20 protein-coding genes and 1 pseudogene are annotated in these 25,606 nt (G+C 61.1%); 11 read left to right on the forward strand and 10 right to left on the reverse strand.

Going from position 1 to position 25,606, the window contains the following annotated elements; translation table 11 throughout:
- Window positions 1–227: 227 nt before the first annotated feature.
- The 4 genes from AOG28_RS16290 to cydC are packed head-to-tail and all read left to right on the forward strand — an operon-like array spanning window position 228 to window position 6,177.
- Window positions 228–1,634, forward strand: a complete 1,407-nt coding sequence (locus AOG28_RS16290; protein WP_054557186.1) for a cytochrome ubiquinol oxidase subunit I — start codon at window positions 228–230, stop codon at window positions 1,632–1,634.
- A 4-nt stretch (window positions 1,635–1,638) separates the two neighbouring features.
- Window positions 1,639–2,637, forward strand: coding sequence for a cytochrome d ubiquinol oxidase subunit II (gene cydB, locus AOG28_RS16295; RefSeq protein ID WP_054557187.1), 999 nt, complete (start codon window positions 1,639–1,641; stop codon window positions 2,635–2,637).
- Window positions 2,624–4,414, forward strand: coding sequence for a thiol reductant ABC exporter subunit CydD (cydD, locus tag AOG28_RS16300; RefSeq protein WP_235507065.1), 1,791 nt, complete (start codon window positions 2,624–2,626; stop codon window positions 4,412–4,414). The genes cydB and cydD overlap by 14 nt, the downstream gene beginning before the upstream one ends.
- Window positions 4,411–6,177, forward strand: coding sequence for a thiol reductant ABC exporter subunit CydC (gene cydC / locus AOG28_RS16305; protein ID WP_054557188.1), 1,767 nt, complete (start codon window positions 4,411–4,413; stop codon window positions 6,175–6,177). The genes cydD and cydC overlap by 4 nt, the downstream gene beginning before the upstream one ends.
- 121 nt (window positions 6,178–6,298) lie before the next feature.
- On the opposite strand, the gene dkgB is transcribed toward cydC, so the two are convergent.
- The 4 genes from dkgB to AOG28_RS16325 form a co-directional block, all read right to left on the reverse strand.
- A complete protein-coding gene (dkgB, locus tag AOG28_RS16310; RefSeq protein WP_054557189.1) occupies window positions 6,299–7,105 on the reverse strand; it encodes a 2,5-didehydrogluconate reductase DkgB in 807 nt (268 codons plus the stop codon).
- A gap of 157 nt (window positions 7,106–7,262) precedes the next feature.
- On the reverse strand, window positions 7,263–8,273 hold the full coding sequence (locus AOG28_RS16315) for an alcohol dehydrogenase catalytic domain-containing protein (RefSeq protein ID WP_054557190.1): 1,011 nt from the start codon (window positions 8,271–8,273) through the stop codon (window positions 7,263–7,265).
- Between the two features lie 120 nt (window positions 8,274–8,393).
- Window positions 8,394–9,308, reverse strand: a complete 915-nt coding sequence (locus AOG28_RS16320; RefSeq protein WP_054557191.1) for a TIGR03571 family LLM class oxidoreductase — start codon at window positions 9,306–9,308, stop codon at window positions 8,394–8,396.
- A 108-nt stretch (window positions 9,309–9,416) separates the two neighbouring features.
- Complete coding sequence (locus AOG28_RS16325) at window positions 9,417–10,598, reverse strand: MFS transporter (RefSeq protein ID WP_054557192.1); 1,182 nt, start codon at window positions 10,596–10,598, stop codon at window positions 9,417–9,419.
- Window positions 10,599–11,027: 429 nt separating this feature from the next.
- On the opposite strand from AOG28_RS16325, the gene AOG28_RS16330 reads away from it, so the two are divergent.
- The 3 genes from AOG28_RS16330 to AOG28_RS16340 all read left to right on the forward strand — a co-directional run bounded on the left by AOG28_RS16330 (window position 11,028) and on the right by AOG28_RS16340 (window position 14,242).
- Window positions 11,028–11,300, forward strand: a complete 273-nt coding sequence (locus AOG28_RS16330; RefSeq protein ID WP_200906819.1) for a hypothetical protein — start codon at window positions 11,028–11,030, stop codon at window positions 11,298–11,300.
- 74 nt (window positions 11,301–11,374) lie between these two features.
- The gene (locus tag AOG28_RS16335; RefSeq protein ID WP_054557219.1) at window positions 11,375–12,796 is read left to right on the forward strand and encodes a sodium:solute symporter family protein; all 1,422 of its coding nucleotides are present in this window, start codon (window positions 11,375–11,377) and stop codon (window positions 12,794–12,796) included.
- A 216-nt stretch (window positions 12,797–13,012) separates the two neighbouring features.
- Window positions 13,013–14,242 (forward strand): GGDEF domain-containing protein, encoded by a 1,230-nt coding sequence (locus AOG28_RS16340; RefSeq protein WP_054557193.1) that lies wholly within the window; start codon window positions 13,013–13,015, stop codon window positions 14,240–14,242.
- A gap of 62 nt (window positions 14,243–14,304) precedes the next feature.
- Here AOG28_RS16340 and AOG28_RS16345 read toward each other — a convergent pair whose 3' ends face one another.
- On the reverse strand, window positions 14,305–15,198 hold the full coding sequence (locus tag AOG28_RS16345) for a LysR substrate-binding domain-containing protein (protein ID WP_160317892.1): 894 nt from the start codon (window positions 15,196–15,198) through the stop codon (window positions 14,305–14,307).
- A 370-nt stretch (window positions 15,199–15,568) separates the two neighbouring features.
- Here AOG28_RS16345 and AOG28_RS16350 point away from each other — a divergent pair, with 370 nt between their 5' ends.
- The 4 genes and pseudogenes from AOG28_RS16350 to AOG28_RS16365 all read left to right on the forward strand — a co-directional run bounded on the left by AOG28_RS16350 (window position 15,569) and on the right by AOG28_RS16365 (window position 20,101).
- Window positions 15,569–16,552: a DMT family transporter gene (locus tag AOG28_RS16350; protein ID WP_082388915.1), complete on the forward strand. Its 984-nt coding sequence runs from the start codon at window positions 15,569–15,571 to the stop codon at window positions 16,550–16,552.
- 360 nt (window positions 16,553–16,912) lie between these two features.
- Window positions 16,913–17,968, forward strand: coding sequence for a GlxA family transcriptional regulator (locus AOG28_RS16355; protein WP_054557195.1), 1,056 nt, complete (start codon window positions 16,913–16,915; stop codon window positions 17,966–17,968).
- A gap of 206 nt (window positions 17,969–18,174) precedes the next feature.
- Window positions 18,175–18,795 (forward strand): annotated as a pseudogene (locus AOG28_RS16360) (trimeric intracellular cation channel family protein); the annotation flags it as partial.
- Window positions 18,796–19,210: 415 nt separating this feature from the next.
- Entirely contained in the window at window positions 19,211–20,101 is an 891-nt protein-coding gene (locus AOG28_RS16365; RefSeq protein ID WP_054557196.1) for a LysR family transcriptional regulator, read from the forward strand.
- 318 nt (window positions 20,102–20,419) lie between these two features.
- Here the strand turns inward: AOG28_RS16365 and AOG28_RS18350 are convergent, their stop codons facing one another.
- The 5 genes from AOG28_RS18350 to trxA form a co-directional block, all read right to left on the reverse strand.
- Entirely contained in the window at window positions 20,420–21,370 is a 951-nt protein-coding gene (locus AOG28_RS18350) for a hypothetical protein (protein ID WP_152965464.1), read from the reverse strand.
- Window positions 21,371–21,521: 151 nt separating this feature from the next.
- Complete coding sequence (locus AOG28_RS16370) at window positions 21,522–21,833, reverse strand: hypothetical protein (protein WP_054557197.1); 312 nt, start codon at window positions 21,831–21,833, stop codon at window positions 21,522–21,524.
- A 489-nt stretch (window positions 21,834–22,322) separates the two neighbouring features.
- Complete coding sequence (locus AOG28_RS16375; RefSeq protein WP_082388917.1) at window positions 22,323–23,306, reverse strand: alpha/beta hydrolase family protein; 984 nt, start codon at window positions 23,304–23,306, stop codon at window positions 22,323–22,325.
- Window positions 23,307–23,549: 243 nt separating this feature from the next.
- Window positions 23,550–24,668: an L-dopachrome tautomerase-related protein gene (locus AOG28_RS16380; RefSeq protein ID WP_054557198.1), complete on the reverse strand. Its 1,119-nt coding sequence runs from the start codon at window positions 24,666–24,668 to the stop codon at window positions 23,550–23,552.
- A gap of 201 nt (window positions 24,669–24,869) precedes the next feature.
- The gene (gene trxA, locus AOG28_RS16385; protein WP_054557199.1) at window positions 24,870–25,193 is read right to left on the reverse strand and encodes a thioredoxin; all 324 of its coding nucleotides are present in this window, start codon (window positions 25,191–25,193) and stop codon (window positions 24,870–24,872) included.
- Window positions 25,194–25,606 lie beyond the last annotated feature (413 nt).

Raw genomic sequence — 25,606 nt, forward strand, 5'->3', positions numbered from 1 at the left:
AACATGGAGATTGATCGGATGGGTGGGCCTGCGGCAAAGCGTCATCGTGCACGATAGCCTGATGTTTTCTATGCTCTTTGGGTCAGCTGGTAGAAAGATGACTGCCATGATCGATGGAGTTTGGTGGTATGCCTTGTCGTCACGGGCCTGACCGTGATACCGCTGCGACTGTGCGTCCCATAACGGGATGAACAGAGTGCAACCCCTGGAGTCCTGAGGAGTCGCCCATGGAACTGGATCCCGTGATCCTGTCACGCATACAGTTCGGATTTGTCGTGTCCTTTCATGCCGTCTTTCCGGTGTTTACCATCGGTCTGGCATCCTATGTGGCCTTGTTGCATGGCCTTTTCTACAAGACAGGCAATGCCGCCTGGGAACGTCTTGCGGCGTTCTGGGTAAAGGTATTCGCCGTGGTCTTCGCGATGGGCGTGGTCTCCGGCATCGTGATGGCCTTCCAGTTCGGCACCAACTGGAGCAACTTCAGTTATGCCACCTCCAACTTCATCGGCCCGATGCTCAGCTATGAGGTGGTGACTGCCTTCTTCCTCGAAGCCGGCTTCCTCGGCGTGCTGTTGTTCGGGCGTGGCAAGGTGCCGGAAGGCGTCCACCTGTTCGCGGCACTGATGGTGTCATTGGGCACCTTCATCTCCTCCTTCTGGATCCTGTCCTCCAACAGCTGGATGCAGACACCGGCGGGCGTCGACTTCATTGATGGCCACTTCTTCGTGAATGACTGGAGCGCGGCCATCTTCAATGCCTCCTTCCCGTATCGCTTCACGCACATGGCGATCGCCTCGTTCTTGACCGGCGGCTTCGTGGTAGCCGGGGTGAGCGCCTGGTATCTGCTGATCGGGCGTGATGTCGAGGCCAACAAGCGCGCGCTGTCCATGTGCATGTGGCTGCTGCTGGTGCTGGCGCCGGCGCAGGCGGTGGTGGGTGACATGCACGGCATCAACACGCTGGAGCACCAGCCGACCAAGGTCGCGGCGATGGAAGGCAACTGGGAGACCCAGTCGGGCGCGCCCTTGCTGCTGTTCGCCTGGCCGGACAAGGAGGCCCAGATGAACCACTTCGAGATCGCGATCCCGAAGCTGGCCAGCCTGATCCTGACCCATGACCCCGATGGCGTGGTGCCGGGCCTCAAGGAGGTCGAGCCCGACATGCAGCCGCCGGTGTGGTTCGTGTTCTGGTCGTTCCGCGTGATGGTGGCGGTGGGGCTGGTGATGATCGCGGTGGCGTTCATCGGCCTGTTCCTGCGTCGCGATGGCAAGCTCTATCGCTCGCGCCCCTTCCTGCAGACGCTGCGTCTGATGTCGATCGCGCCATTCTTCGCCGTGCTGGCCGGCTGGTTCGTCACCGAGGCCGGGCGCTCTCCGTGGCTGGTCTACGAGATGATGACCCAGCAGGAGGCTGTCACGCCGTCACTGACCGGCTGGATGGTGCTGGCCACGCTGATCGGCTACTTCCTGGTCTATCTGGTGGTCTTCGTGACCGGCAGCTACTACCTGACGCGCGTCATCCGTGGCGGCATGCAGCCCGAGCTGCCGCATGACGATGTCGAAACCGCGATGCGCCCGCTGTCCGCCGCGCACGAGAGTCTCGATGATGATGCCAGCCGTACGGTAAGGAGTTGAGCACATGGAACTGATCAATCTGACCATGATCTGGGCGCTGATCATCGGCTTCGGCATCATGATGTACATCCTGATGGATGGCTTCGATCTCGGGGTCGGCATCCTCTATCCCTTCGCCCCGGATGAACACGCCCGTGACGTGATGATGAATTCGGTCGCGCCCGTCTGGGACGGCAATGAAACCTGGCTGGTGCTGGGCGGGGCCGGCTTGCTGGCGGCGTTTCCGGCGGTGTACTCCATTCTGCTGCCGGCGCTGTATCTGGGGGTCTTCCTGATGCTGGCCGGGCTGATCTTCCGGGGTATCGCGTTTGAATTCCGCTTCAAGTCCACGCGCAATCGGCATTGGTGGAACGTCGCCTTCAGTGGCGGTTCCTACGTGGCGACCTTCTGTCAGGGCGTGGTGGTCGGTGCCTATATCCAGGGCTTTGCCACCGAAGGCCATATCTATGTCGGCGGTGCCTTTGACTGGCTGACCCCCTTCACGGTGATCACCGGGCTCGCGCTGGTGGCGGGCTACGCTCTGCTGGGGGCCACCTGGACCATTCTGAAGAGTGAGGGCGAGGTTCAGGCATGGGCCTATCGCATCACGCCCAAGCTGTTGATTGCCGTGCTGGTCGGCTTCGGGGTCATCAGCCTCTACACCCCGTTCGTCGATGAATACGTGCGCGAGCGCTGGTTCAATCATATCGGCATGTTCTGGGTCTTCCCGGTGCTGGCACTGTGCTGTGCGGCCTTCATCTGGCGTGCCGTCAGCAAGCGTCTGGAGGGCCAGCCCTTCGTCGCGACTCTGGGGCTGTTCCTGTTCACCTATCTGGGGCTGATCTTCAGCAAGTGGCCGTATCTGGTGCCGCCGGACATCACCATCTGGGATGCGGCGTCAGACCCGGGCGCGCAGCTGTTCCTGCTGATCGGCGTACTGTTCGTGATTCCCATCGTGCTGGGCTATACCGCCTGGAGCTACTGGGTCTTCCGCGGCAAGGTGCAGGACGGTGGCTATCACTGATCTCACGCAAGGGGCAGCGCAGGGGGCAGCGCAGAACGCCCCGACCAGCGCCGCTGGCAAGGAGCGCGACAAGGCCAGACGCAAGGCTGCCGGCAAGTGGCTCACCCAACAGGCGACGCGCGAGCGTCGCCTGTTGGCTATGGCGGCGCTGTGCGGCGCACTGGCGGGGCTGGCAACGGTTGCGCAACTGGTGCTGCTGGCCTGGCTGGTCACCCAGGTGATCGAGCAGCCCGAGGCGTTGGCCCGCCTGTGGTGGCCGTTCACGGGGCTGATCGCGCTGCTGGCGGTGCGCGCCTTGCTGAGTGCCGCGCAGGAGCTATGCGCCCAGAAGGCCAGCCAGCGCCTGCGCCAGCGGGTGCGTCGAGAGGTGCTGGATCACCTGCAGGCACTGGGCCCGGTGCGCGCCGCGCAGTTTCATGGCGCCGATATGGCCCAGCGCTGGGTCGAGCAGGTCGAGGCGCTGGAAGGCTACTTCGCGCGTTTCTACGTGCAGCTGCGCCTGGTGCTGATCAGCCCGCTGGTTATTCTGGCCATCGTGGTCAGTCAGGACTGGCTGGCGGCGATTCTGCTCGCGCTTACCGCGCCGCTGATTCCGCTGTTCATGGCGCTGGTCGGCATGGGGGCCGAGTCGCTCAATCGCGAGCAGTTCGTCGCGGTCGCGCGCCTGTCGCGCCACTTCGTCGATCGCGTCCGCGGGATCACCACGCTGCGCCTGTTCGGCCTGGGCGAGCAGGCCACGCGCGAGGTCACGCTGGTCGCCGATGATTATCGCCGCCGCAGTCTGCGCACGCTGCGCCTTGCCTTCCTCTCATCAGCGGTACTGGAGTTCTTCTCGTCGGTGTCGATCGCGGTGGTCGCGATCTATATCGGCTTCGGTCTGCTGGGCGATATTCCCTTCGGGCCCGCCCAGTCGCTGACCCTGTTCAGCGGGCTGCTGATCCTACTGCTGGCACCGGAGTTCTTCCAGCCGCTGCGCACCCTGTCTCAGCACTATCATGATCGCGCCTCGGCCTCGGCTGCCGCAGACTCGCTGCTGGAGCTGCTCGATACGCCCGTCGCGTCGGCGCGTCAGGCCTCCACGACGGCGTCGGACAGTGTCTCGCTGCCCAACGATGTGATGTTGCAACTGGAGGCCGTCACGTTGATGCATCCCGGACGGGGCAGGGTGCTTGGCCCGCTGGATCTCACCTTGAAGGCCCACGAGGTGCTGGTGATCAGCGGCCCGTCCGGGGCCGGCAAGTCATCGCTGTTGCAACTTATGGCGGGATTCGTGGCACCCGATGAAGGCCAATGCCTACGCCGAGATACCACTGGCCTTGCCTGGATGGATCAACGCCCGCTGCTGATGCAGGGCAGTCTGGCCGACAACCTGCGTATCACCGCGCCAGACGCCAGTGATGACGACATCGCGCAGGCGCTGACGCGCGCCGGCCTTGCCGAGGTGCTGGCCGCCTTGCCACAGGGCATCGCCAGCCCGTTGGGCGAAGGAGGGCGTGGGCTGTCCGGCGGCCAGGCTCAGCGTCTGGCGTTGGCGCGGGCCTTCTTGAGCGATGCGCCGCTGGTGTTGCTCGACGAGCCGACCGCCAGTCTGGACGCCGACACCGAACAGCGCCTGATCGCCGGTTTCCAGGCGTTGGCCGAAGAAGGCCGCACGCTGGTCATCGCCACCCACCATCCGGCCTTGAGGGCCATGGCGACGCGTCAGCTGTGCCTGACCCGCGATGGGGTCGTTGGCACCATTGGAGAGACACAGGATTCTGGGGAGGGCGCATCATGATCGAACCCGCTCGCACTCTCGGTCCTGGCTCCACTCCCTCGACGCGCGAGGCACTGGCCGCGCTGGCGCCATGGTGGCGAGTGCATGAGCGCTATCGGCGCCGACTGCTGCTGGGCGTGGTGCTGATGACAATGACCGCGCTGTCGGCACTCGGACTGCTGGCGGTCTCGGGGTGGTTCATCACGGCATCGGCCCTGACGGGGGCGGCGCTGGCTGCCGGTGCCGTCGCCGTGCTGGATGTCTACACGCCGGGCAGCGCGATTCGCCTGTTTGCCGTCTCGCGCACCGTCTCGCGCTATCTGGAGCGTCTCTACAATCACGACACCATCCTGCGACTGCTGGCCAGCCTGCGCGGCAGTGCCTTTGCCTCGCTGGTCAGCATGGACCCCGCGCGGCTGGCAGCCCGGCGTTCCAGTGACTGGCTCAATCGTCTGACCGCGGATATCGACACCCTCGATGCGCTCTATCTGCGTCTGGCGGCGCCTCCGGTGATGGCCTTGCTGCTGATCGTGGCGCTGCTTGGCATCACGCTGGTGTGGCTACCGGGCGCGACGCCGTGGCTGGCGCTCTTGCTGTTGACTGGCTGGGCGTGGCTGACACTCGGGCAGGCGCGCTGGGGCCTGGTGGCCAGCCGCCGGCGCGTGACCACTCTGGAGACATTGCGCTCCAGCCTGATGGAGGCGCTGCGCGGGCATGCCGAACTCGAGGCCTACGCGGCGCTTGGCCATGTGCGTAAGCAGCTTGAGGCGGTGGAAGCGCGTCTGCTGGCGGACCAATGGCGGCTGGCGGTCATCAGTGCCGTCGGCAATGCGCTGGCCGTGCTGGTGATCGGGCTTGCCTGGTTGCTGTTGCTGGCGATGGGCATGCTCGCATTGCGCGATGGCCAGCTCAGCGGCCCGATGATGGTGATGTTGCCGCTTGCGGCGATGGCGCTGGGTGAGGGACTGGCGGGGCTACCGGCGGCCTTCAGCCAGGCCGGGGCGACGCTTGGCGCCGCGGAGCGCCTCAATGATATCGAGCACGCCGCGGGTGTCATGCATGGCGATGCTCGCCTGTCAGCAGGGCCGATCAGCGTGACGCTGGAGCAGGTCAGCTACCGCTATCCGAGCGCCTTGTTCGCTGCATTTTCAAATGTATCGCTCACTGTCGAGGCCGGTGAGCAGGTCGCGATCTGTGGCGCCTCCGGCGCTGGAAAATCGACGCTGGCGGCGCTGCTGACCGGGCAGACCAGCCTGACCTCACGCGGCCTGCAGAGCAGACTAGGTGAAGAGCAGAGCGGGCGAGTGTTGCTCAATGGCCGTGAGGTGCATCACTACGCGCCTCTGGCGATTGCCGATGGCGTCGGCTGCCTCACCCAGCAGGTCGATCTGTTCGATGCCAGTCTGGCTGACAACCTGCGACTGGGGGCCGCCGACGCCGAGGATGCCGCGCTATGGCGGGTGCTGGCCGCAGTGGATCTCGCCGACTGGGTCGCGAGCCTGCCGCAGGGGCTGGCGACACGCGTCGGTGAGGGCGGTCGTCAGGTGTCGGGTGGCCAGGCACGGCGCATCAGTCTGGCGCGCCTGGCGCTGACCAATCCCGGCCTCGTGCTGCTGGATGAGCCCTTCTCGGGGCTGGATGCCACGACAGCGCAACGCGTCGCGCAGGGACTTGCTGACTGGCTGGCGGGCAGGACGGTGATCTATCTGCTGCATGAGCATGATCTCGCGGCACCACGTCCCGGCACCGAGGCTGTGACCCGCGTCTGCTGGCTGGATCGCTGAGCATCCATCGGGATCAAATCATGGCAGGGTAGAAATGCGAAAAAGCCTCCCGGGCAGGGTGCCCGGGAGGCTTTCTTGTCACCGGACCTTCGATCAGGCTCAGTCAGTTGGGCTCAGTCCATCAGTCCCAGTCGGGGGCGATATCCGGGTTGGCGATACGCTCGCCGCGATCCAGCTCGGCGATCTTGGCCATGTCCTCGCCGGTCAGCGTCAGCGAGAAGGCCTCGATGTTGCTGCGGATGTTCTTCGGCTTGGTGGAGGACGGGAAGGTCACGATGTCCTGCATCTTCAGCCACGCCAGAGCGATCTGCGCCGGGCTGACACCGTGGCGGTCCGCGATGATCTTGAGGGTCTCGTCATCCATCACCTTGCCGACGGCCAGCGGCATGAAGGCGCTGACTTCCAGCCCCAGCTCCTGACACTTGTCGAGCACCTTGCGGTTCTGCAGGAAGGGATGCACCTCGACCTGATTAGTCAGCAGCTCATCACGCCCCAGAATGCCGACGGCGCGTTCCATCTGCTCGCAGGTGAAGTTGGAGATGCCGATATGGCGCGTCTTCTCCTCGGCCTTCATCTTGGCGAGCGCCGGCAGGTAGTCCTCCATGGCGACTTCGTCATTGGGTGACGGCCAGTGGATCAACAGCAGGTCGACGTAGTCCATCTGGAGCTTCTCGAGGCTTTCCTCGACGCTCTTCTCAAGATCACCGGGCTGGAGACGGTCGTACCAGATCTTGGTGGTGACGAACAGCTCACTGCGCGGGATGCCGCTGTCGGCGAGCACCTGTCCCACTTCAGCTTCGTTGCCGTAGAACTGGGCGGTATCGAAATGACGATAACCGGCGTCCAGCGCCGCCTTCATGCTCTCACGCAGGGTGTCGCCTTCCAGACGGAAGGTGCCAAAGCCGGGATTCGGTAGGGTAGTCGACATGCGGTAACTCCTGTTGACGTTCTCGCCGGATGCGGCGGGGACGTTTCCATGTGTTGTGTCGTGTTTACTGGGGCTGTGAAACTGGCGCGACAATGGCGTGCCTACGCATCAGTCATGTGCCGGTTGCGCAACAATCCTGCGCCGCCCGCCATGCGGCTCATTCGTTGGCCGTGATCACGAATTTCAGGGCGCGACGCTCACCACTCTTCAGTTCGGCGAGGCAGGCCGGCAGCGCCGTGAACGGCTCGATGCAGGGCGCCGGCTGGTTCATGGAGCCATCGGCGATCGCTTCGAGCAGACCTTCACCCGCCTCGACCAGACGTGCCCAGTCTTCGTCGTCGCCCGCCCAGTGCAGCGCACCCAGCGCGACTTCGTGCTGCGAGATGGCGCGATCGAAGGCCGGCGCGGCCGCCTGCTCCAGGCGGTCCTGGATGCATACGATATGGCCATTGGCCCCCAGATGGCGGGTCATCTTGTGGGCGTGATCACCATTGACGGTATCGATCACGGCGAAGACCGGCGCGTCCAGCTGCTCGGCGTCCGCAAGCGTCTCGTCGGCGCCCAGCGCCTTGAGGTCCGCGTGGCGCTTCTCGGAGGCAACGCCAATGACGTGGAAGTTGCGCTGTCTGGCCAGCTGGATCAACCAGCGGCCCACGCTGCCGGAGGCGCCGGTGATCAGCAGGCGTCGCCCGGCCTTGACGGGCAGCTTGTCGATGGCAAGCCAGGCGGTCAGTGCCGGGCACGGGAAGGCGGCGGCGTCATTGAAGCCCAGGGTGACGGGCAGGCGCATCACGGCGCGCGCCGGGACACGCAGGCGTTTGCTGAAGGTGCCCGGCCCCGCCAGGGTGGTGTGGACCGCGATGCGATCGCCCGGCGATACGTGGCGGACATTGGCACCGCAGGCGATCACCTCGCCGGAGGCATCGACGCCGGGAATCTGGCCGGCTTGCCACAGCTCGCTGTCCATCGCCATGAACTTCCAGTCGACGGGATTGAGGCCGATGGCACGCGTGGCGACCAGTACCTCGTCGTCTCCCGGGGCGCCGATGTCCACCTCTGACTGCTCGAGCGCCTCAGGCTCGCCCGGGCCTTGCCATACCCAGGCGGGTGCCCGGGTGGCGCTGTGACTGATGTCTTGCTGGGTGGTGGTCTCTGTAGAATCTGACATGGGATCTCCTTGCAGCGTGAACGGTGAATCCTTTCCGCCATGGCGGGGGCAGGTCGCGCGACCCGCCCGGCTTGCCAGTGCGCTCAGCCAGCCGGGCAGATCAGTGCAACCCTTGCGCCCTCATGAGAAGTGCGGCAGCACCTCACGGCCCAGTTCCTCGAGGGTTTCCGTGAGCGGGCGGCGATTGCGACGCAGGTGGAAGCCGATGTGATTCACCCCGGCATCCTGCATGGCCGACAGTTCTTCCATGAGGGCAAGGCGGCCACTCGACAACCCGAAGCGATGACGACGCACCGGGGCGTGCGGATCCTCTTCCAGATTGAGGTGGATGAAACTGACGTAGGGCTTGTCGCCGGCGACCTGACGCCAGAGCGCCACGCGACGGATGTGATCCTCCGGCGTGCCCGGGTAGGCCAGCCAGCCGTCCATCTCGCGACCGATCCACTCGGGCGTCTGTTGGGAGAGCCCGGCGCTCAACAGCGGCGGACGCGTCGCGGCAGGCAGGATGGCCTGGCCTTCGCTCAGGGCGTCGTCCGCCTGGCCCTTGATGATGTCCACCGCGTGACGGAAGGCGGCACCACGGGTCGCGAACTCCTCGCCGAACAGCGGGTATTCCGCTGGTCGGTCGCCACTGGCGACGCCAAGCAGCAGACGGTCTTCGCTCAGGGCCTGCACGCTGGCGGCGGCCTTTCTCACCAGCCACGGCTGGCGCAGCGGCAGCACCGCGGCGGCAGTGCCCAGCAGCAGGTTGTCGGTGTGACTGGCCAGATAGCCCAGGTAGGTGAACAGCTCGAAGACCTGACCGGCATCGCCGAAGGCGGGGTCGAACAGTGGCACGTCACGCAACCAGGCGGCGCGGAAGCCGAGCCTGTCGACCTGGCCGATCAGCTCGGCATGGGCGCGCATGTCAGGCACGCCGAAGGGCGTGGAGGGGGCTCTGTCAGTGCGGACCCAGTCATTGTCGAGGGGCAGTTCGACGCCCAGGGTCAGGGGGCCTTGGGTGAGGCGATCCAGCGGACGGGACGGGGAGATCATGGTGGACTCCTTCAGCAAGCAGGTGAGTAGACGACGGTGCCCCCGAGCCAGCAGGCTGAGCTGTCGGAATCGGGGGCACGTCGTGATGGCGGGAGGCTTCGCGGCGGATCAGGCGGTCGCGATGGAAGACGCGTGACGCTTGTCGAGGCGACCGGCCAGCAGGGTCAGCAGCAGGGCGGCGGTGACGATCAGCGCGCCGATCCAGGCGGTGTCGGTCAGTGCCATCCCGGAGACCACCTGGCCACCGACGATGGAGCCCAGCGCGATGCCGATGTTGAAGGCGGCGATGTTGAGGCCGGAGGCCACATCAACGGCCTGCGGCACGAAGCGTTCGGCCTGCTGCACGACGTAGACCTGCAGGCCCGGCACGTTGCCGAAGGCGAAGGCACCCCAGATCAGGATGGTGATCACGGCGGTGATCGGGTTGGCGGCAGTGAAGGTCAGCACGCCGAGGATGACGATCAGGCCACCGAAAATCAGGGTCAGGGCGCGGATCGGACCCATGCGGTCGGCCAGCTTGCCGCCCTGGATGTTGCCGATGGCGACCGAGATACCGTAGACCAGCATGATCAGACTGATGGCGCCTTCATTGAAGCCACTGACGTCCTGCAGCAGCGGGGCCAAGTAGGTGAAGGCCGTGAAGGTGCCGCCGTAGCCGAGAATGGTGATCAGGTAGACCAGCAGCAGGCGCGGATGGGTCAGAACCTTGAGCTGTTGGGCGAAGGTGGCCGGTACGCTCTTCTTGAGATTGTTGGGCACCAGGATGGCGCTGCCGATCAATGCCAGTACGCCGAGGACCGAGACCACAAGGAAGGTGGCGCGCCAGCCGAAGTGCTGACCGATCCAGGTGCCCAGCGGCACGCCGGTGACCAGTGCCACGGTCAGGCCGGTAAACATGATGGCGATCGCACTGGCTTCCTTGTCCTTGCTCACCAGGCTTGTCGCGATGGTGGAGCCGATGGAGAAGAAGACCCCGTGGGCCAGGCCAGTCAGGATGCGCGCCGTGATCAGCGAGCTATAGCTGGGTGCCTGCCAGGCCAGCAGGTTGCCGGCGATGAACAGCGCCATCAGTCCCAGCAGTACCAGCTTGCGATTGAAGCGGCCGGTCATGGCGGTCAGCACGGGGGCGCCGATGGCGACACCGACGGCATACAGGCTGACCAGCAGGCCAGCGGAAGGCAGAGAGACGCTCAGGTCCTGAGCGATGGTGGGTACCAGTCCGACGATAACGAACTCGGTGGTCCCGATGGCAAAGGCGCTCAATGTCAGCGCCAGCAGGGCAAGGGGCATGGCAGTTCTCCATCAGCAATGGGTGGGTCTTGGATGCTGTGCAGTCTGCCGTGAGATACCTTTGTGATAAACGCACGAAATGATGAAAGACTTTTGCAGTTTTCGTAAATATGTTCGGTGATGGCGTCTTTCTCCCATCCTTGCAGCGCCTGTCCCTGTCAGCTCGTGTCGCCATCTCGAACTCGTGTCACATGGCGCCACAGGGTGACTCAACAGCGTCATTCAACAGGGCGACTCGACAGGGCGACTCGACAGGGCGACTCAACAGCGGGATTCACCAGGGTGACTCCACAGGGCGGGGCGCAGCGGCTACACTGCGCGCCGAGAATTTTCATTCACTCCCTGTTCACATCGGAGATCGTCTTGGCCGCGCCTGACACCCCGTCTACCTCTCAGCCTGATGCCCGGGCTGCAGAGACTCCCTGTTCCTTGCCGCGCCTCGTCGTGCCCTCGACCTGGCGGGGCTGGAGCCTGCTGGTGATCTTCCTGCTGCTGGTCGTGATGGGTATCTGGCCGGTGATCGGCTGGATCAACCAGCAGACCCTGTTGTGGGGCATGCCGTCCTTGATCATCTGGAGTTACCTGATCATCTTCGCCTGCAGTGGCGCGATGTTGCTGGGCAATTGCCTGTTGCGCCGTCGCCACGGCGCAGACCCGCTGTCAAAAGCGGCCGCTGGCGAAAGAGACGGAGGCACCGCGTGATTGATCCGCATGCCTTTTCGTCCGTGCATGACAGCGTGCCCTTGCTGGTCACCCTGGGGTATGTCGTCCTCGCCATGGCCATCGGTCTCGGCGCGCGGGGTGGCCGCCGCATGGACACGCTGGAGCAGTGGGGAGTCGCCGGCCGCTCGATGGGGCCCGTGACGCTCTATCTGTTGATCGCCGCCGGCAGCGTCAGTGCCTACACCTTCATGGGTGCGCCGGGCTGGGCCTACAGCAAGGGCGTGCCGGTGTTCTATGTCGCCATCTATCTGGCCTATCTGGCGCTGGTGGCCTGGTACTTCGGCCCCAAGGTGTGGAAGTTCGGCGAGCAGTTCGGGCATGTCACCCAGGCAAGCGCGATCGCGGACCGCTATCAGAGCCCTCTGCTTGGCGCGCTGTCGGCGCTGGTGATGTCGATTGCCTCCATCGCCTATGCGGTCCTGCAGACCATCGGCTCGGCCTACATCCTGCTGGTGATGAGCGGCGGGCGCATTCCGCTCTGGGCTGGCGTGTTGCTGGTGCTCAGCGCGATCGCCGTCTATCTGTTCGTCAGCGGCCAGCGCGCCATCGGGCGCACCAATGCCTTCCAGGGCGTGCTGATGCTGGTCGTTGCCTGGGCAATCGGCCTGTGGGCGGCCTATCTCTCCACCGGCGAATGGGGCTTCAGTGGCGTTTTCACGCGTCTTGAGGCCAGCCATCCGGAGTATCTGCGTCTGCCCGGCGCCGGCGGCGACATGAGCTTCAGCTTCTGGACCACCTCGATCATCGTCTCGATGCTGTCCTTCATGCCGCCGGTTTGGACCCAATGGATGAGCGCCGCCTCCGCCGGCACCATCCGCCGCAGTGCCAGCTGGCTGCCGACCTATTATGTGGTGATCCTGCCGCTGGTGGTGGTCGGCTTCATCGGTATCTACAGCCTGCCGGAGCTTGCGCGCGCCGACACCGTGGTGCTCGAATACGCGATGGCCAACATGCCGGTCTGGCTGGTGGGCCTGTTGGGCGCGGGCACGCTGGCGGCCTCGATGTCCTCAAGCGAGCCCTTCATTCACTCGGTGGCCCTGAGCCTGAGTCGTGATGTGCTGCAGCCGGGCCTCAAGCTTGATGACCAACGCGCTGGCAAGCTGGCGCGCTGGCTGATCTTCCCGGTGATGTTCCTGATCGTGGCACCCCTGGCGATCTGGGAGCCGGGCAATCTGGTGATGATCCTCTTGATCGGGCTGGGCTTTGCCTCTCAGGTCTTGCCGGCATTTCTGGGCATGTTCTTCTGGCCGCGTGCCTCGGCGGCAGGTGTCATCAGCGGCATCAGCGCTGGCTTTATGGTCACGGTGCTGTTTACCGTCGTATGGCCGCATCCGCTGGGCCTGCATGCCGGTTTCTGGGGGCTGATGCTCAACCTGCCGGTCTTCGTGCTGGTATCATTGCTGACCCGGCCGGTGGATGAGGCGGTGACGTTGCGCTTCTTCCGCATCGCCGCCCCCTGGAGTCTCAAGCGCTGATAGGCAGCAAGAGAGGTCATGGCGGAGTAATGTAGGGGGCGTCACTCCGCTCTGAAAGTCGAGCGTTTGGCTCGACCAAACAGTTGTCTGAAATTTGGACAAGCGTTTGACAAGGTTGTGAACGATTGTCACGTTTGCGCCCGAGCGCTTATTGATCCGTGTCGCCTTGTATAGAGTGAGATCATTGATTGGCTGTCCTCAAGGGAGGGGACGTGAATGAATGATCTGATGGTGCAGGTGGACAGACAGATACAGCGTGAGGGCGGTCTGGGAGTGCATTTCCCGGCCGAGATAGAAGCGCGCTTCGAGCACGATATCCATGTCGCGCGCAGCCACAAGCTTGCCTGCATGGGCGCGGTGGCGATCAGTATCTATGTGCTGTTTCTGCTCAATGACTGGCGCTTTCGCCCAGACCACATGCTGGAGGCCATCGTCATTCGCGTCGGGGTCATGACGCCCATCGCCCTGATCTGCATCTACATGCTCAAGCGGGGTGTCTCGCCGGTACTGCGTGAGATGTTGATGACTGCGCTGGTGTGCTTCGCGATGATCTTCACGGCCCTCTTGATCCAGTTGTCAGTCTCGCCACATTCCTTCCTCGACCTGTTCGCACTCGGCCTTATCGTGCTGGTGGGCAATGTCCTGTTTCAGCTGCGCTTCTGGTATGCCCTGTGCTCTTCGGCCTTCCATTTCGGCGTGATGCTGTATCTGGTCAATGCCCATCCTGCGCCCTATGCCTCGGCGGGTTTCATGGCGTTGATGGTGTTTCTGTCCATCACGCTGTTTTCGATCATTTCCAATCTGCGCAGCGAAAAGGCCGAGCGCCTTTCCTACCTGTTGTTGCTGCGAGAGCAGCTCAGGGTCGAGGAGTTCACCGAGAAGAATGAAGAGTTCCGACGCCTGGCCTCGATCGATCCCTTGACCGAAGTCTATAACCGGCGCCACTTCGACAGCCTCGTGAGCTCCCTGCTCGGCAAGCAGGTCGACAGTCGGCTTCAATACGGCGTGGCCATGATCGATGTCGACCATTTCAAGGCCTACAACGACCACTACGGCCACGTGAAAGGGGACCTGTGCCTCAAGCGTATCGCGACGGCCATCTTTGAAAGCGTGCACCCCGATGTCGATATCGTGGCGCGTTTCGGGGGCGAGGAGTTCGTGGTGCTGCTGCCATCCTGTACGCCGCAACAGGCATTGGCGCGCGCAGAAGAGATTCGCCGCCATGTTCGCGACCTGGCGCTACCGCATGGGGGGAGTTCACGCCATGGCATCGCCACCATCAGCATCGGGGTCTCTGCCGCCGGCTCCGGCCAGGGCTGCAGCTTCGAGACCATCCTCAAGCAGGCGGATGAGGCGCTTTATCGTGCCAAGGCCTCGGGACGAGATCGCTGCGAGCTGTTTGCTCAGCAGGATCAGCAGGCGCTGGGCCGAGCCTTCGCCGGCTAGCGTCGGGGTGTCGTCGTGGTGGTGTCACGGTGTCTGGGACAAGAGCCCAAGGGGGCGTGCGCTCACGTCTCGTGTGACAGCCCCAGCTGCTGGCGAAGCCACGGCAGCATGATCTGCTCTGCCTGATGCGCCCGTGCGCCGGGGTAGACCAGATAGAATCCCTGGCCCTGATCCGGCAGGCCACACAGAGTGACCAGTTGCCCCTTCGCGATGCCTTCCGCCGCCATCAGGCGCGGTGTCAGTGCGATACCCTGATCCGCCAGAGCGGCATCGATCGCGAGACTGGTGTGATTGACCCAGAGGCGATCGGCCTTCTCAAGCCCCGAGAAGTGCGCCGCAAAGGTATGCCACCCCTGATGGCTGTCCTCGATCAATACGCACCCGCGCATATCGAGCCTATCCAGCCGTTCGCCCAGATGTTCCCGATAGCCGGGACTGCAGACGGCGATACGCTCAAGCCCCGTCAACCATATCGCCTTGAGTCCGGCGTCATGCTGGCCATAGCCCTGACGAATGGCGAGATCGATCCCGTCCTGATGCAGATTCGAAAGTCCCTCGCTTGCGTGTACCCGCAGTTGCCATTCGGGATGTGCGTGGCGAAAGCTTGCCAGACGGGGCATCAGCCACTTGGCGGCAAAGGAGGGCGGTACGCTCAATGACAGGGTGGTGTCAGCGGGGTCATGGCTGGCATCGCGCACGGCCTTGTCGATGTTGCCCAGCGCCAGGGCGATCTGCTCATGAAAGCGCTGGCCTGCGTGAGTCAATGCCAGACCACGCGGGAGACGATGGAAAAGCTTTACTCCAAGCTGTGTTTCCAGCTCGCGTACACGCTGCGCCACGGCGCTCTGGGTGAGCGACAACTCTTGCGCCGCGCGGCGAAAGTTGAGATGGCGCGCTGCCGCATCAAAGGCCGGCAGCGCGCCCAGGCGCAGTTTCGTGTTCAGGTTCTTGCTCATGTTCTTGCTCACGTTCAGGGGCGTGCTCATGTTCAGGCGCATATCTTGCTCATGCTCAGAGGCATGCTCATGTTAAGCGCCATGGGCGCTTGGCCGGCCGAGGGCGACGATGCCCCTCCGGCGCCAGCACGCTATCTGAGCGGGAAGCCGGCGCACCGCGTGTGTTGCCTAATGGCACGAGAGTGAAGATTTTCTACAGGGTAATGCAAATAATGCCCGCTTGTCGCGACGCGGAGCACAGCCGAACATGGCGCTATCGGCCAAACATGGCGTTATCGGTCCCACATGGCGCTATCGGCCTCATACGGCGCTATCGCTAAGGGCGCCATGTGGTTGGCTCCCCAAGTATCCTCGCCACAAGGAGTACTCCATGCCTCGCTCACGATTCTCGGCACATCTTGCCTTTCTGGCGCTCGGTACCATCTGGGGCAGCAACTTCCTGTTCATGAAATGGGCGGCGGAGTGGATCACCCCGGGTCAGGTGACCCTGCTGCGTGTCGTGGCAGGCTTCATCCCCCTGGCCCTCTATGCTGCCTGCCAGGGCGTTCTACACCGGGCGCACTGGCGCCATCTGCACCACTTCGTTGTCATGGCCCTGCTGGCGACGGCGCTGTACTACCTGGCATTCGCCTATGGCAGTTCGGTATTGCTGTCGAGTGTCGCGGGCATGCTCAGTGGCGCCATCCCGCTCTTCACCTTCGTGGCGGCGGCCTTGTTCCTGCGCAACGAGCCGATCAATGCACGTTCGATCACCGCCACCTTGCTCGGCATCATCGGTATCGCGCTGATTGCCCGCCCATGGCAGGGCTTGCAGGCAGACGTCTCGCTGGCGGGCGTGGCCGCCATGCTCGGCGGCGCGATGTGTGTCGGCTTGTCATTCGTCTATGCCAAGCGCTTCGTGATGCCGTTGGCGATTCCTTCGCTGGCCCTGGCTACCTATCAGACGGGGATTGCCACTCTGCTGCTGCTCGCTGTCATCGATCTTGAGGGTATCCTGGCGCTGAGCAACGACGGTGTTGCCTTGACCGGGCTGGTAATCGGCCTCGGGGTGTTGGGAACCGGCGTAGCCTATGTGCTTTATTACTTCATCGTCGGCGAACTTGGCGCGATCAAGGCCTCTGGCGTGACCTACCTGCCCCCGGTGGTCGCCGTCATCATCGGAGTGCTGCTGATAGGGGAGCCCATACGCGGACTCGACCTGATGGCAATGGCGATCATTCTGGTAGGCGTCATCCTGTTGCAATCCGCGCGTAAGAAGCAGGAGGTTGCGCCTCCCAAGCCAGACGGCAGCGAGACTGAACAGGTATTGCCTCGCTCAGTCGGCCTCGAGGCCTCGAATCACTCGGCGCGATGATCAACACCCGGGATCACGACTGAGGCCGCAGCAGAGAAGCACGACTGAGCATCGCAACTGCATCTCACAACTGCATCTCGCGATAGTGATGGGGAATGATCCAACGCCTGATGCTGCACCCTGCCTGTGAGCGGGGTGCAGCATCATGTTTCAGCCGGTGTGACCTGTCTCAACCCTGTGCCACTTACCTCCCGTGCCTGACACGGGTAAGGTTGAGGCAAATGGCCACAGGTTGATGAAATTTGCCTCATGTCTGAACCGCAGCCCGTCCCCTCTGAATCCTCTGGGCTTTCAGTACGGTCTGAATTGTCAGAACCGTCTGAAGCCTCAGAAGCTGCTGAACAGCCCGCGCCATCCCGCATGCCTCCTCTAGCGTCGGCGTCGGAGCCTCTCTCTGCGCCGTATCCGCGCCCGGATTCACCGCCGCTGCTGGCGCCGGGGGCTGCCGAGCACACGCTGAATGTCTGGTTGGTGCCGCGCTTCTCGATGTTGACGTTGTTCTGCCTGCTGGAACCGCTACGGGTTGCCAATCGCTTCGGACGGCCGCTGTTCGCCTGGCGTCTGCTGTCAAGTGATGGCGAGGCTGTCGTGGCCAGCAATGGCGTGCGCATCGATGTTGATAGCGCCTTGTCGTCTCTGGTCAATGAGACGCAGTCGGGTGGCCAGAGTGGGGCGCAGACGCGCTTGATGGTGGTGTCATCCTACGGGCCGGAAGTCAGCGTCGGCAGCCAGGCGCGTGGCGTGATTCGCCATCTGGCAGCCCACGGCGCCTGGTTGGGAGGCTTGGATACCGCCCCCTTCATTCTGGCGCGCGCCGGTGTGCTCGCCGGTCATCGGGTCGCCCTGCACTGGGAGAGCGTGCCGGCCTTTCGCGAGGAATTTCCTCAACTCGAGATCAGTCAGGCCGACTATGAATGGCAGGGCGAGCGGCTGACGGGCTCTGGCGGCGCGGCCAGTATCGACATGATGCTGGCGTGGATCGAGTTTCTGTACGGACCGTCGCTGGCGGACGCCGTCGGGCGGCAGCTGGTGCATCAGCGCGGGCATATGGCGTCGCCTGCTGCTGTCAGCACTCGAGACGATTCGCTGCCACGCAGTGTGGTCAAGGCGCTGGCCGTGATGGAGGCCAATCTTGCCCAGGTGCTCTCGATCCCCGACATCTGCCGTCTGGTCGGCCAATCCCAGCGCCAGTTGACGCGTCTGTTCATGGCGCATTTTGAGGAAACGCCCAAGCAGCGCTATCTCGGCATGCGCCTGGATCATGCACGGTGCGTATTGGCCGACAGCAGTCGCAGCGTCTCCCAGGCGGCCCTCGGCGTCGGATTCACGCATCTGGCGCACTTCTCGCGTGCCTATCGCCAACGATTCGGTGAGCCGCCCAGCGCGACTGCTCGCCGTGGTCAGGCCACGCCCTGAGGCGGGTCATCATCCTGCGCTCCTTCAAGGCGGCACGGACGATGTTGAGGACGCAAAAAGAGCCGCAAAAGGGAGTATTATCGCGCCGCTGCGCCGAAACGCCATCGCAGCAGACGACTTGGCAGAGGGTGCCATCAGGGTTCGCGACAAGCATACACGCCATTGTTTCATGCGCACGCCAGCGCACTGCAGGAGGCTTCACGAGAATGAACTGGATAACCTGGCTCGATCTGGCCGGTGTAATGATCTTTGCCCTGACCGGTGTCGTCGTGGCGTGCCGTTCACGCATGGACCCGATCGGCATGCTGGTGCTGGGCGCGGTGACTGGTATCGGCGGCGGTACGCTGCGTGATCTCGTGCTGGGAATCGGCCCGGTGTTCTGGGTCGAGCAGCCGATCTATCTGTGGGTCATCCTGTTGACGGTAATGGTGGCGACGCTCGGCTTTCATTATATCCACCGCCTGACGCGGGTTTTTCTGCCGGTCACCGATGCCTTCGGGTTGGCGCTGTTTACGGTGTTGGGCGCACACAAAGCGCGCATGCTGGGCGTGGATGGCATCGTGGCCGTCTTGATGGGCACCATGAGCGGCGTGGCGGGTGGCATGATCCGCGATGTGCTCGCACGTCGTGTGCCGATGGTGTTGCGTCAGGAAATCTATGCCTCGGCATCGCTGGCGGGTGGCATTCTCTATATCGCGCTTCTCGAGGCGGGTGTTGGCCTGGCGTGGGCCACTGGCGCTGCCATCTTGCTGATACTGGCGATTCGCCTGCCGGCGATCTATTGGCATCTGACCTTGCCGACCTTTGCCTGGGTGATCATTCCGCCCCCCCCGCTGGCTTCGCAAGACAGTGGTCAGAGGCATGATCAGGCCCCGTCGGGGGCAGCGGGCACGGGCGGGGAGAGTCGCGAGGGCGTGCACGCCGCGCCAGATGGCAGATCTCGTCAGCGCTCGGAATTCGCGACGACGCTGGGCGGCTCGATCGGTGCCAGTGATGTTTCGCCCTCGGGTCAGCTGGAGACACCGCCGGCGCCTCCGACATTGCCGCGGCGCACCCCCAAGGCACGGGTCAGGATGCTGCGCCCCGGCGAACGCCGCCGTGGTGGGCTCTAGGTGACATCCTTTTGCTGAGTGATTTGATCGGCAAGCCATATTGCAGAAGCGATCATGATGCGGATGATTATTGTGATTTCTGCAAAGATGCATGGGACCATGCATCTTGCACTTTCAAGGAGATCACAGCATGCGCAGCCGTTCGGATGACCTCGAGTTGCTACTGGCCGTGGTGGATAGCGGGGGCTTCAGCGCCGCCGCCAATCGGTTGAACATTCCGGTGGCCAAGGTATCGCGGGCCATCCAGCGCCTGGAGGGTGAGCTGGAAACGCCGCTGTTGAATCGCACCACACGCAGCGTGGCACTGACCGATGAGGGGCGCGGCTTCGTCGAGCGCGTACGTGAGGGCTTGTTGCTGCTCGGCAGTGCCGAAGAGGCCCTGTTGCAGCAGCGCGCTCAGCCCAGCGGGAGGCTGCGTGTCGATGCCGCGAGCCCCTTCGTGCTGCATCAGCTGGTACCGCTGGTCGCGGAGTTCTCCCGCAGCTATCCCGGCATCGCGCTGGAGCTGTCAGCGGCCGATGACATCATCAACCTGCTGGAACAGCGTACCGATGTGGCCATCCGCATCGGCGAGCTGGATGACTCCACGCTGCACGCCAAGGTGCTGGGGCGCTCCACGCTGCATCTGGTCGCAAGCCCTGCCTATCTGGCCGAGCATGGTGTGCCGTCCAGTGTTGCCGCGCTGCAGACCCATCAGCTGCTGGGGTTCCTGCCCCCCAGTCGTCTCAATCGCTGGCCGCTCAAGGGTTCCGCACAGGGCTTTGACACGACACCTCATCTGCCGACCACCAGTGGCGAAGTCATGCGTCAGCTGTGTCTGGCGGGGCATGGTATCGCGCTGATCTCGCGCTTCATGCTGGGCAATGACCTCAAGACCGGCGCTCTGGTGGAAGTGTTGCCCGGCCAGATCCAGAGTCCCAATCCCCGCGAGCAGATCCAGGCGGTCTATTACCGCAACAGTACGCTGTCGCCGCGTATCAGCGCCTTCGTCGAGTTTCTCGCCACCCGCCTGACGCTGTGAGTGGCCGGTCCTTGGACTGACTCTCGTGAATGTCATGATCTGGTAACTAGATTGGTATTTATCTTGTTCATCATTATTTCCGATTGAAAGGATATGGCATGCTTGTTGTTATGACCGCAAAAGGTAAATTAAAAATGCCAGCAATAATGTTAGCAGGTGTTAATTGATTTTTCTGATAGGTCTAGATATGGTTATCCTAAAGATTTTAATAGTAAAGGCAAGTGGCTAAAGGGTTCAATAGTATACCTCTAAAGCTTTATTTCTTGGTCGATGATTTTTCGGTACTTAACTCTTGGTTAATTAATTGTTGATTGAGTTTTATAGTAGTGGGTTGTTGCTGTTGAACCCCCCTTTGTCATTGAATATATAGCTTGGGATCATGTCCTTTGGTAAGGTTTTAAAGAACTCTTCATTATAGTAAGGCAGGCTTTTAAAAACATCATTCATTACACATAAATAGTTGCTTGCATTGAATTCTGAAACATAAGGAGATTCAAAGATGTAAGTGAGATTCATGCTGTCATCAATAGATTTCGTATGCATATATTTTAGCGGCGAGCTTCTTGCCGATATGTCCAAGCACCTTACATATAACTCACAAAATTGTATTTCATTGAGTTTTTCTTTGCGTATCTTTTTAATCAAACCGTTTAGAAATTTACTTACGTTCTCTCCATCAAAGAATGTAACTATTAAGCCTATGGTGCCTATCTTTAAAAGGCATGCACCTGGGTAGAGGTTATCTCTAAAAAAGAAGTCTTCACCATGTACGTTAACGATTAATACGCTATATGGAAGTATGTTGTTAAATTCATGCCTACCTAGTACTCCTTGAAGGAAATAATGAAGTTCAGAGTACGCTCTCAGTAACTCATTGCTTATGATGGTGCCAGAGTCTAATTTAGCTCTATCTTTCAAGAGGGTTACTTCTTTTCTAAGAATACCATAGAATATTTTTCCAACCCATAAGTACCATTGATAATGATTTAGGTTGCTTGCTGATTTATAACCTTCTTCGATGCTTACAGAAATCTCTCTTTCTAATGTTGCTAAAGCGCCACTATTACAATTTTTGCAGCATGGCACCAGTAGCTGCCTGTAGGGTAATAAGGTACCATTAAGTAATTGAAGTTTTTTGTCCCATATATTATATTTGGTTAGCATCCACTTTGGAAATACATGTTCTTTTGTGATCTGACTTTGGTGTATTGACCCACATAAAAAACAAGCATTGTCGTTAATATTCATATAATCTTCTAAGAAATCCACTATTGATAAGCTCCTCAGTTATTACGATATATCTTTTGGTTTATACTTATTGTATATTGACACATAAATGAAATTGTTGAATCATGTTAGTGTCTTAAAGCTGGGCTAGTTTTCTTGGTTTTTTGCTTGCGTGGCTATACTAGAAAATTATTTAAGTTTCGACTACGTAAATCTGCTGTGTGTCCTCAAAAATCATAGCAACGATAGCACCCTCTTTATCCTGCGCAACACGGCGCGCCTTAATTAAACGCTGATATATCACAGCTGAGCTTGGTTGGCTTGTAACCCATTTGTAGGCTGTGTTACTCGATTTCTTCTCATGTATAGCAAGATATTCATCTGAGTCAGGGAGCATAACTACAAAGCCTTTGAAGCATTTCTCATTAATAGCTTTATTCGTTTGGATGCTAAGGTTAGCTAATGCAGTCTCAATATATGACCTTTCGTTATCTAGAATTTTCATCTTTGGCTCCCATATTTTGTTTAAATGTGCTGAGTTGTGAGTTAGCGCTTTTTACTAGTTTTAGATGAGGGTCGGATATTGTCATGAGATGCTGGTTTTACTCGACCGAGTGCAGATGGAAACATAACAAGAGCTCACTGGCTTCCATTTATAAGCCGTACAGGTTCCACTATGGCGATAAAATTTTCTTCAGTCCATCATGTTATACTAAAGAATGTGCTTCGACTAATTAATGAAGATCGTAATCAGCTTTTATTATGATTTTTGATTGCATTCCTGCCCCTATGAACGGGATAGTCTAGAGCTTGGATAGATGGTGGTAGCATGAAAATACTCTACTCCTTACATGATCTAGCCCCTTATCTCTACTGGAGGGAGAGCATTCTCATTAGTAATGGCTAGGGGGTTAAGAAGTTCAGTGAAAAATACAGCGGCAGCCCTCGGGCTGCCGTCTTGCGTATTGCGGCCATGGAACTCGTATTGGCGGCTTCATTCCTTCCGAGCGGCGGCTGCCTGGCGTTCCAGCCAGTCGATCACCAGCGGCCAGTGGCTGTCACGATGCTGGCGGCGAAAGAACCCCATATGCCCGATGGGCCCCGTAGCGTGTTGGCGAGGGTCGATCTGATGGCGCTCCAATGTTGCTTGCGTGAAATAGCCGGTCAGCAGATCAATGCCGGGGGCCGTCGCCCAGGGATCATCGTCAAAGCCCAATACCAGCAATGGCTGGGTGACTCTGGCGAAACGGCGTTCTGCGTGCATGGAGGGATCATCGAAGAAGTAGCGTGGCAGGCTGGTCCAGCGACTCCACTCAAGGGCGACGCCGCGGGGCAGATTTTCGCCGATGCCGAGCCGCCGCCCCGGCACATAGCCAAGGGTGTGCGACGTCAGTGGACCGATCACCTTGAGCAGGGCCGTGACCCGCAGGCGCTCGCCAAGCGGCTTGATGAAATGCAGGCAGCCTGCGTGGGAGGCGACCAGCGCCGCGGCACTCAGCAGGCGACTCGAGTCACTCAAGCCCACGGCGTGACCACCGATGCTGTGGCCCACTGCCAGAAGCGGCAACTCTGACCAGCGCTGTGCGGCCCAGTGGGTCACGCCCTCGACATCCTGATCGATCCAGGTGGACATGCTGGCGGCTAAGCCACGGAGTGTGTGAGGCGCCGAGCGGCCGATGCCGCGATAGTCGTAGCGCACCACATGGAAGCCGCGGCTGGCCAGCGCCTGCGCGAAGGCGCGATAGATGGACTGCGGCACGCCAGTGGCGGGGTGGAGAAGGACGACGCCCTTTACGCTGGCGGGATGCAGGTCAGGCTCATGCACGCTCGCCGCGAGGGGATAGCCGTCTGCCGCCGCAATCTCGCACTCGTGTTCACCATTTGAGCGGGCGGGGTGTTGTGCCGTGTCGTGATTCTGTGGCGCTGTTGAAAGCGCACTGGCAGTGGTGGGGCAGGTATCCGGCAAGCGTTCGGTCATGGCGATCTGGTCTCTTTTTATTTTGGGCTGGGCTTGTCACTGGGCTGGCTTGACACGATGCTGATCAGTGCAAATTCAAACGTTTGTTTGTCGTCAGTATTGTTCAGTCCTCCTGCAAGTGTCCAGCAGGGTTTCAACAGGGGGGAGAAACGACAACGCCCGCACTCCTGACCAAGGAATGCGGGCGTTGTCGTTCGGAGGGTCGACTCGATGGACCTCTTTATAGCCGTCTCAATTATCGACTCAATTATCGACCGGCCAGACCTTGAAGATACGGTACGGCGCCTGGCCGCTGTCCTTGCCGTCATTGAAGGGCGGCGTGCTGTCGAGCTGGTTGACGGTGACATAGAGCCAGCCGTCGGCTGCCATGCGCACGCCATCCGGCCAGTCGAGACGCTCATCGCGCACCAGCGGCGTCAGTTTGCCATCGGCGCCCAGTACATCCAGCCCATGCTGATTGAGGTTGGTGAAGTAGTGGATGCCCCCGGCGGTATCTGCGCCGTCGGAAACGGGCTTGTCGCCGACGCGGGTGATGGCGGCGGCAATGGTGGCGTAATCGGCGCCTTCGCGCAGCAGTCTGGCCGGTACGCTGTACCAGCTGTGACCGGTCATGGCGCCGAAGAAGACAGTCTCGCCATCGCCGGACAGGGTGATCGGATCGACGCCGACCTTGGCAGGCTTGCCATTGAACTGGACGTCCCTGCCATCGATCTTGAGCGTGGCACCGGGTTCTGCCTCAAGCGCCGGGTGCTCGCTGAAGCGGGTGGCCTCGCCGCTCTCCAGGTCAACGGTAATCAAGCCCGGATTGGCGATGTCTGCCAGATAGGCCACGCCACGGCTGCGGTCCACTGCCAGGTCCTGCACGAAGCTGCCCTCGGGGGCGATATTCGCAGGCAGAGTCAGCTTGGTGATCAGCTTGCCCGAGGCAATATCGAAGCCCCACAGGCGGGTCTTGCCCAGATGCAGCCCCATGTCGGTGATCCATAGACCGCCCTGGCCATCCTGATAGATGCCCAGCGGGGAATCGATGGTGGCGTCGCTGTAGCGGCCGGCATGTGTCTGCAAGGCGGGGGAGGGCCAGGCGCGATAGCTGTTCTGGCCGGTGATCTCGACCAGCTGCACGTCGTGATCCCCATCCATCGGGTGGATGGTGGCGAAGACCTGTCCATTAGGCGTCACCGCCACATTGCCGGGGCGAATCTGCATGACGGCGACCGAGCGCATTTCACCGTAGGCAGGCCCGGCCTTGAGCGCTGAGGTAGTGGCCGGCAGGGTCGTATGGCCGTTGGCGCAGCCCGTCAGCAGGCCGGTAAGCAGGGCGACCATGCCCAGATGTCGGGTCGAACGGACGGGGTCAGGCATCAATGTTTCCTTGTCGTGGTAATGCTGGTGTTACTGTCGCGATGAGCGAAAACTTGAAGGCAGGGATTTCTCGATGACGATAATTGCCTGAAAAATCATGGGCATAGAGTAACCTAAAGCACCGTGCAGACCAAAAAAACGCCCTCATGGAGGGCGTTTATCATTTCAGCGTCAGTGCCTTGCGGCCAGAGGCCGATTCGATCAGGCGTGACGCGAGATCATGGCATCGAAGTTTTCCTTCGGCTGGACGCCGGTCAGGGCTTCGAGCTTCTCGCCGGACTTGAACAGCGCGATGGTCGGCAGGCCGCGGACGCCATTCTGGGCGGCGAGGTCCGGTGCATCATCGACATTGATGGCGACGACCTTGAGGGCATCACCCTGTTCTTCGGCGATGGATTCGACGATCGGGTCGAGCATCTTGCACGGGCCGCACCACGGTGCCCAGAACTTGACCAGCACCGGCTGCTCGCTCTCGATGACTTCCTGGGTGTAGTTGCTATCGACGACTTGTGCGAAATCCGCCATTTGTCTCTCCTGTGCATCACGAGGGATGCGTAATTCAAAAGGGCACTTGGTGTGCTTGATGGGCACACACTAACGCTGCTCGACTTTTGTTCGCAAGCGCATTCGCTTTTGAGGCCAGGCAACATATGCGTGCCGTTTGCGCAACAGTGGCGATGGTGTGACCGCCTACCCGCTGGTACACCGAGCCAAGCGACACTCAGATCGCGCTTCATTCACCCTCCATTCAACCTTCATTCGCTCTCCATCGCTGCCATCGATTCACGCACCGACTGTCATCCAACTGTCATGCATGTGTCACTTGATATATGGAAAAACACATATATGATATTTCGTATGTCACCGCGCTTCAGCCGGCTGGCAGGCAACTTGCTTCGTCATACGTCAGGTGCCGGTGAGAGGGGGTCGGGAGAGGG

The sequence above is a fragment of the Cobetia sp. UCD-24C genome, from assembly GCF_001306765.1.
Taxonomy (GTDB): domain Bacteria; phylum Pseudomonadota; class Gammaproteobacteria; order Pseudomonadales; family Halomonadaceae; genus Cobetia; species Cobetia amphilecti.

What these genes read in the sequence shown, in the direction of transcription:
- AOG28_RS16290 (WP_054557186.1), top strand. Translation starts at nt 228, where the DNA reads ATGGAACTGGATCCCGTGATCCTGTCACGCATACAGTTCGGATTTGTC.
- cydB (WP_054557187.1), top strand. Translation starts at nt 1,639, where the DNA reads ATGGAACTGATCAATCTGACCATGATCTGGGCGCTGATCATCGGCTTC.
- cydC (WP_054557188.1), top strand. Translation starts at nt 4,411, where the DNA reads ATGATCGAACCCGCTCGCACTCTCGGTCCTGGCTCCACTCCCTCGACG.
- dkgB (WP_054557189.1), bottom strand. Translation starts at nt 7,105, where the DNA reads ATGTCGACTACCCTACCGAATCCCGGCTTTGGCACCTTCCGTCTGGAA.
- AOG28_RS16315 (WP_054557190.1), bottom strand. Translation starts at nt 8,273, where the DNA reads ATGTCAGATTCTACAGAGACCACCACCCAGCAAGACATCAGTCACAGC.
- AOG28_RS16320 (WP_054557191.1), bottom strand. Translation starts at nt 9,308, where the DNA reads ATGATCTCCCCGTCCCGTCCGCTGGATCGCCTCACCCAAGGCCCCCTG.
- AOG28_RS16325 (WP_054557192.1), bottom strand. Translation starts at nt 10,598, where the DNA reads ATGCCCCTTGCCCTGCTGGCGCTGACATTGAGCGCCTTTGCCATCGGG.
- AOG28_RS16335 (WP_054557219.1), top strand. Translation starts at nt 11,375, where the DNA reads ATGGCCATCGGTCTCGGCGCGCGGGGTGGCCGCCGCATGGACACGCTG.
- AOG28_RS16340 (WP_054557193.1), top strand. Translation starts at nt 13,013, where the DNA reads ATGAATGATCTGATGGTGCAGGTGGACAGACAGATACAGCGTGAGGGC.
- AOG28_RS16345 (WP_160317892.1), bottom strand. Translation starts at nt 15,198, where the DNA reads ATGAGCAAGAACCTGAACACGAAACTGCGCCTGGGCGCGCTGCCGGCC.
- AOG28_RS16350 (WP_082388915.1), top strand. Translation starts at nt 15,569, where the DNA reads ATGCCTCGCTCACGATTCTCGGCACATCTTGCCTTTCTGGCGCTCGGT.
- AOG28_RS16355 (WP_054557195.1), top strand. Translation starts at nt 16,913, where the DNA reads ATGCCTCCTCTAGCGTCGGCGTCGGAGCCTCTCTCTGCGCCGTATCCG.
- AOG28_RS16365 (WP_054557196.1), top strand. Translation starts at nt 19,211, where the DNA reads ATGCGCAGCCGTTCGGATGACCTCGAGTTGCTACTGGCCGTGGTGGAT.
- AOG28_RS16370 (WP_054557197.1), bottom strand. Translation starts at nt 21,833, where the DNA reads ATGAAAATTCTAGATAACGAAAGGTCATATATTGAGACTGCATTAGCT.
- AOG28_RS16375 (WP_082388917.1), bottom strand. Translation starts at nt 23,306, where the DNA reads ATGACCGAACGCTTGCCGGATACCTGCCCCACCACTGCCAGTGCGCTT.
- AOG28_RS16380 (WP_054557198.1), bottom strand. Translation starts at nt 24,668, where the DNA reads ATGCCTGACCCCGTCCGTTCGACCCGACATCTGGGCATGGTCGCCCTG.
- trxA (WP_054557199.1), bottom strand. Translation starts at nt 25,193, where the DNA reads ATGGCGGATTTCGCACAAGTCGTCGATAGCAACTACACCCAGGAAGTC.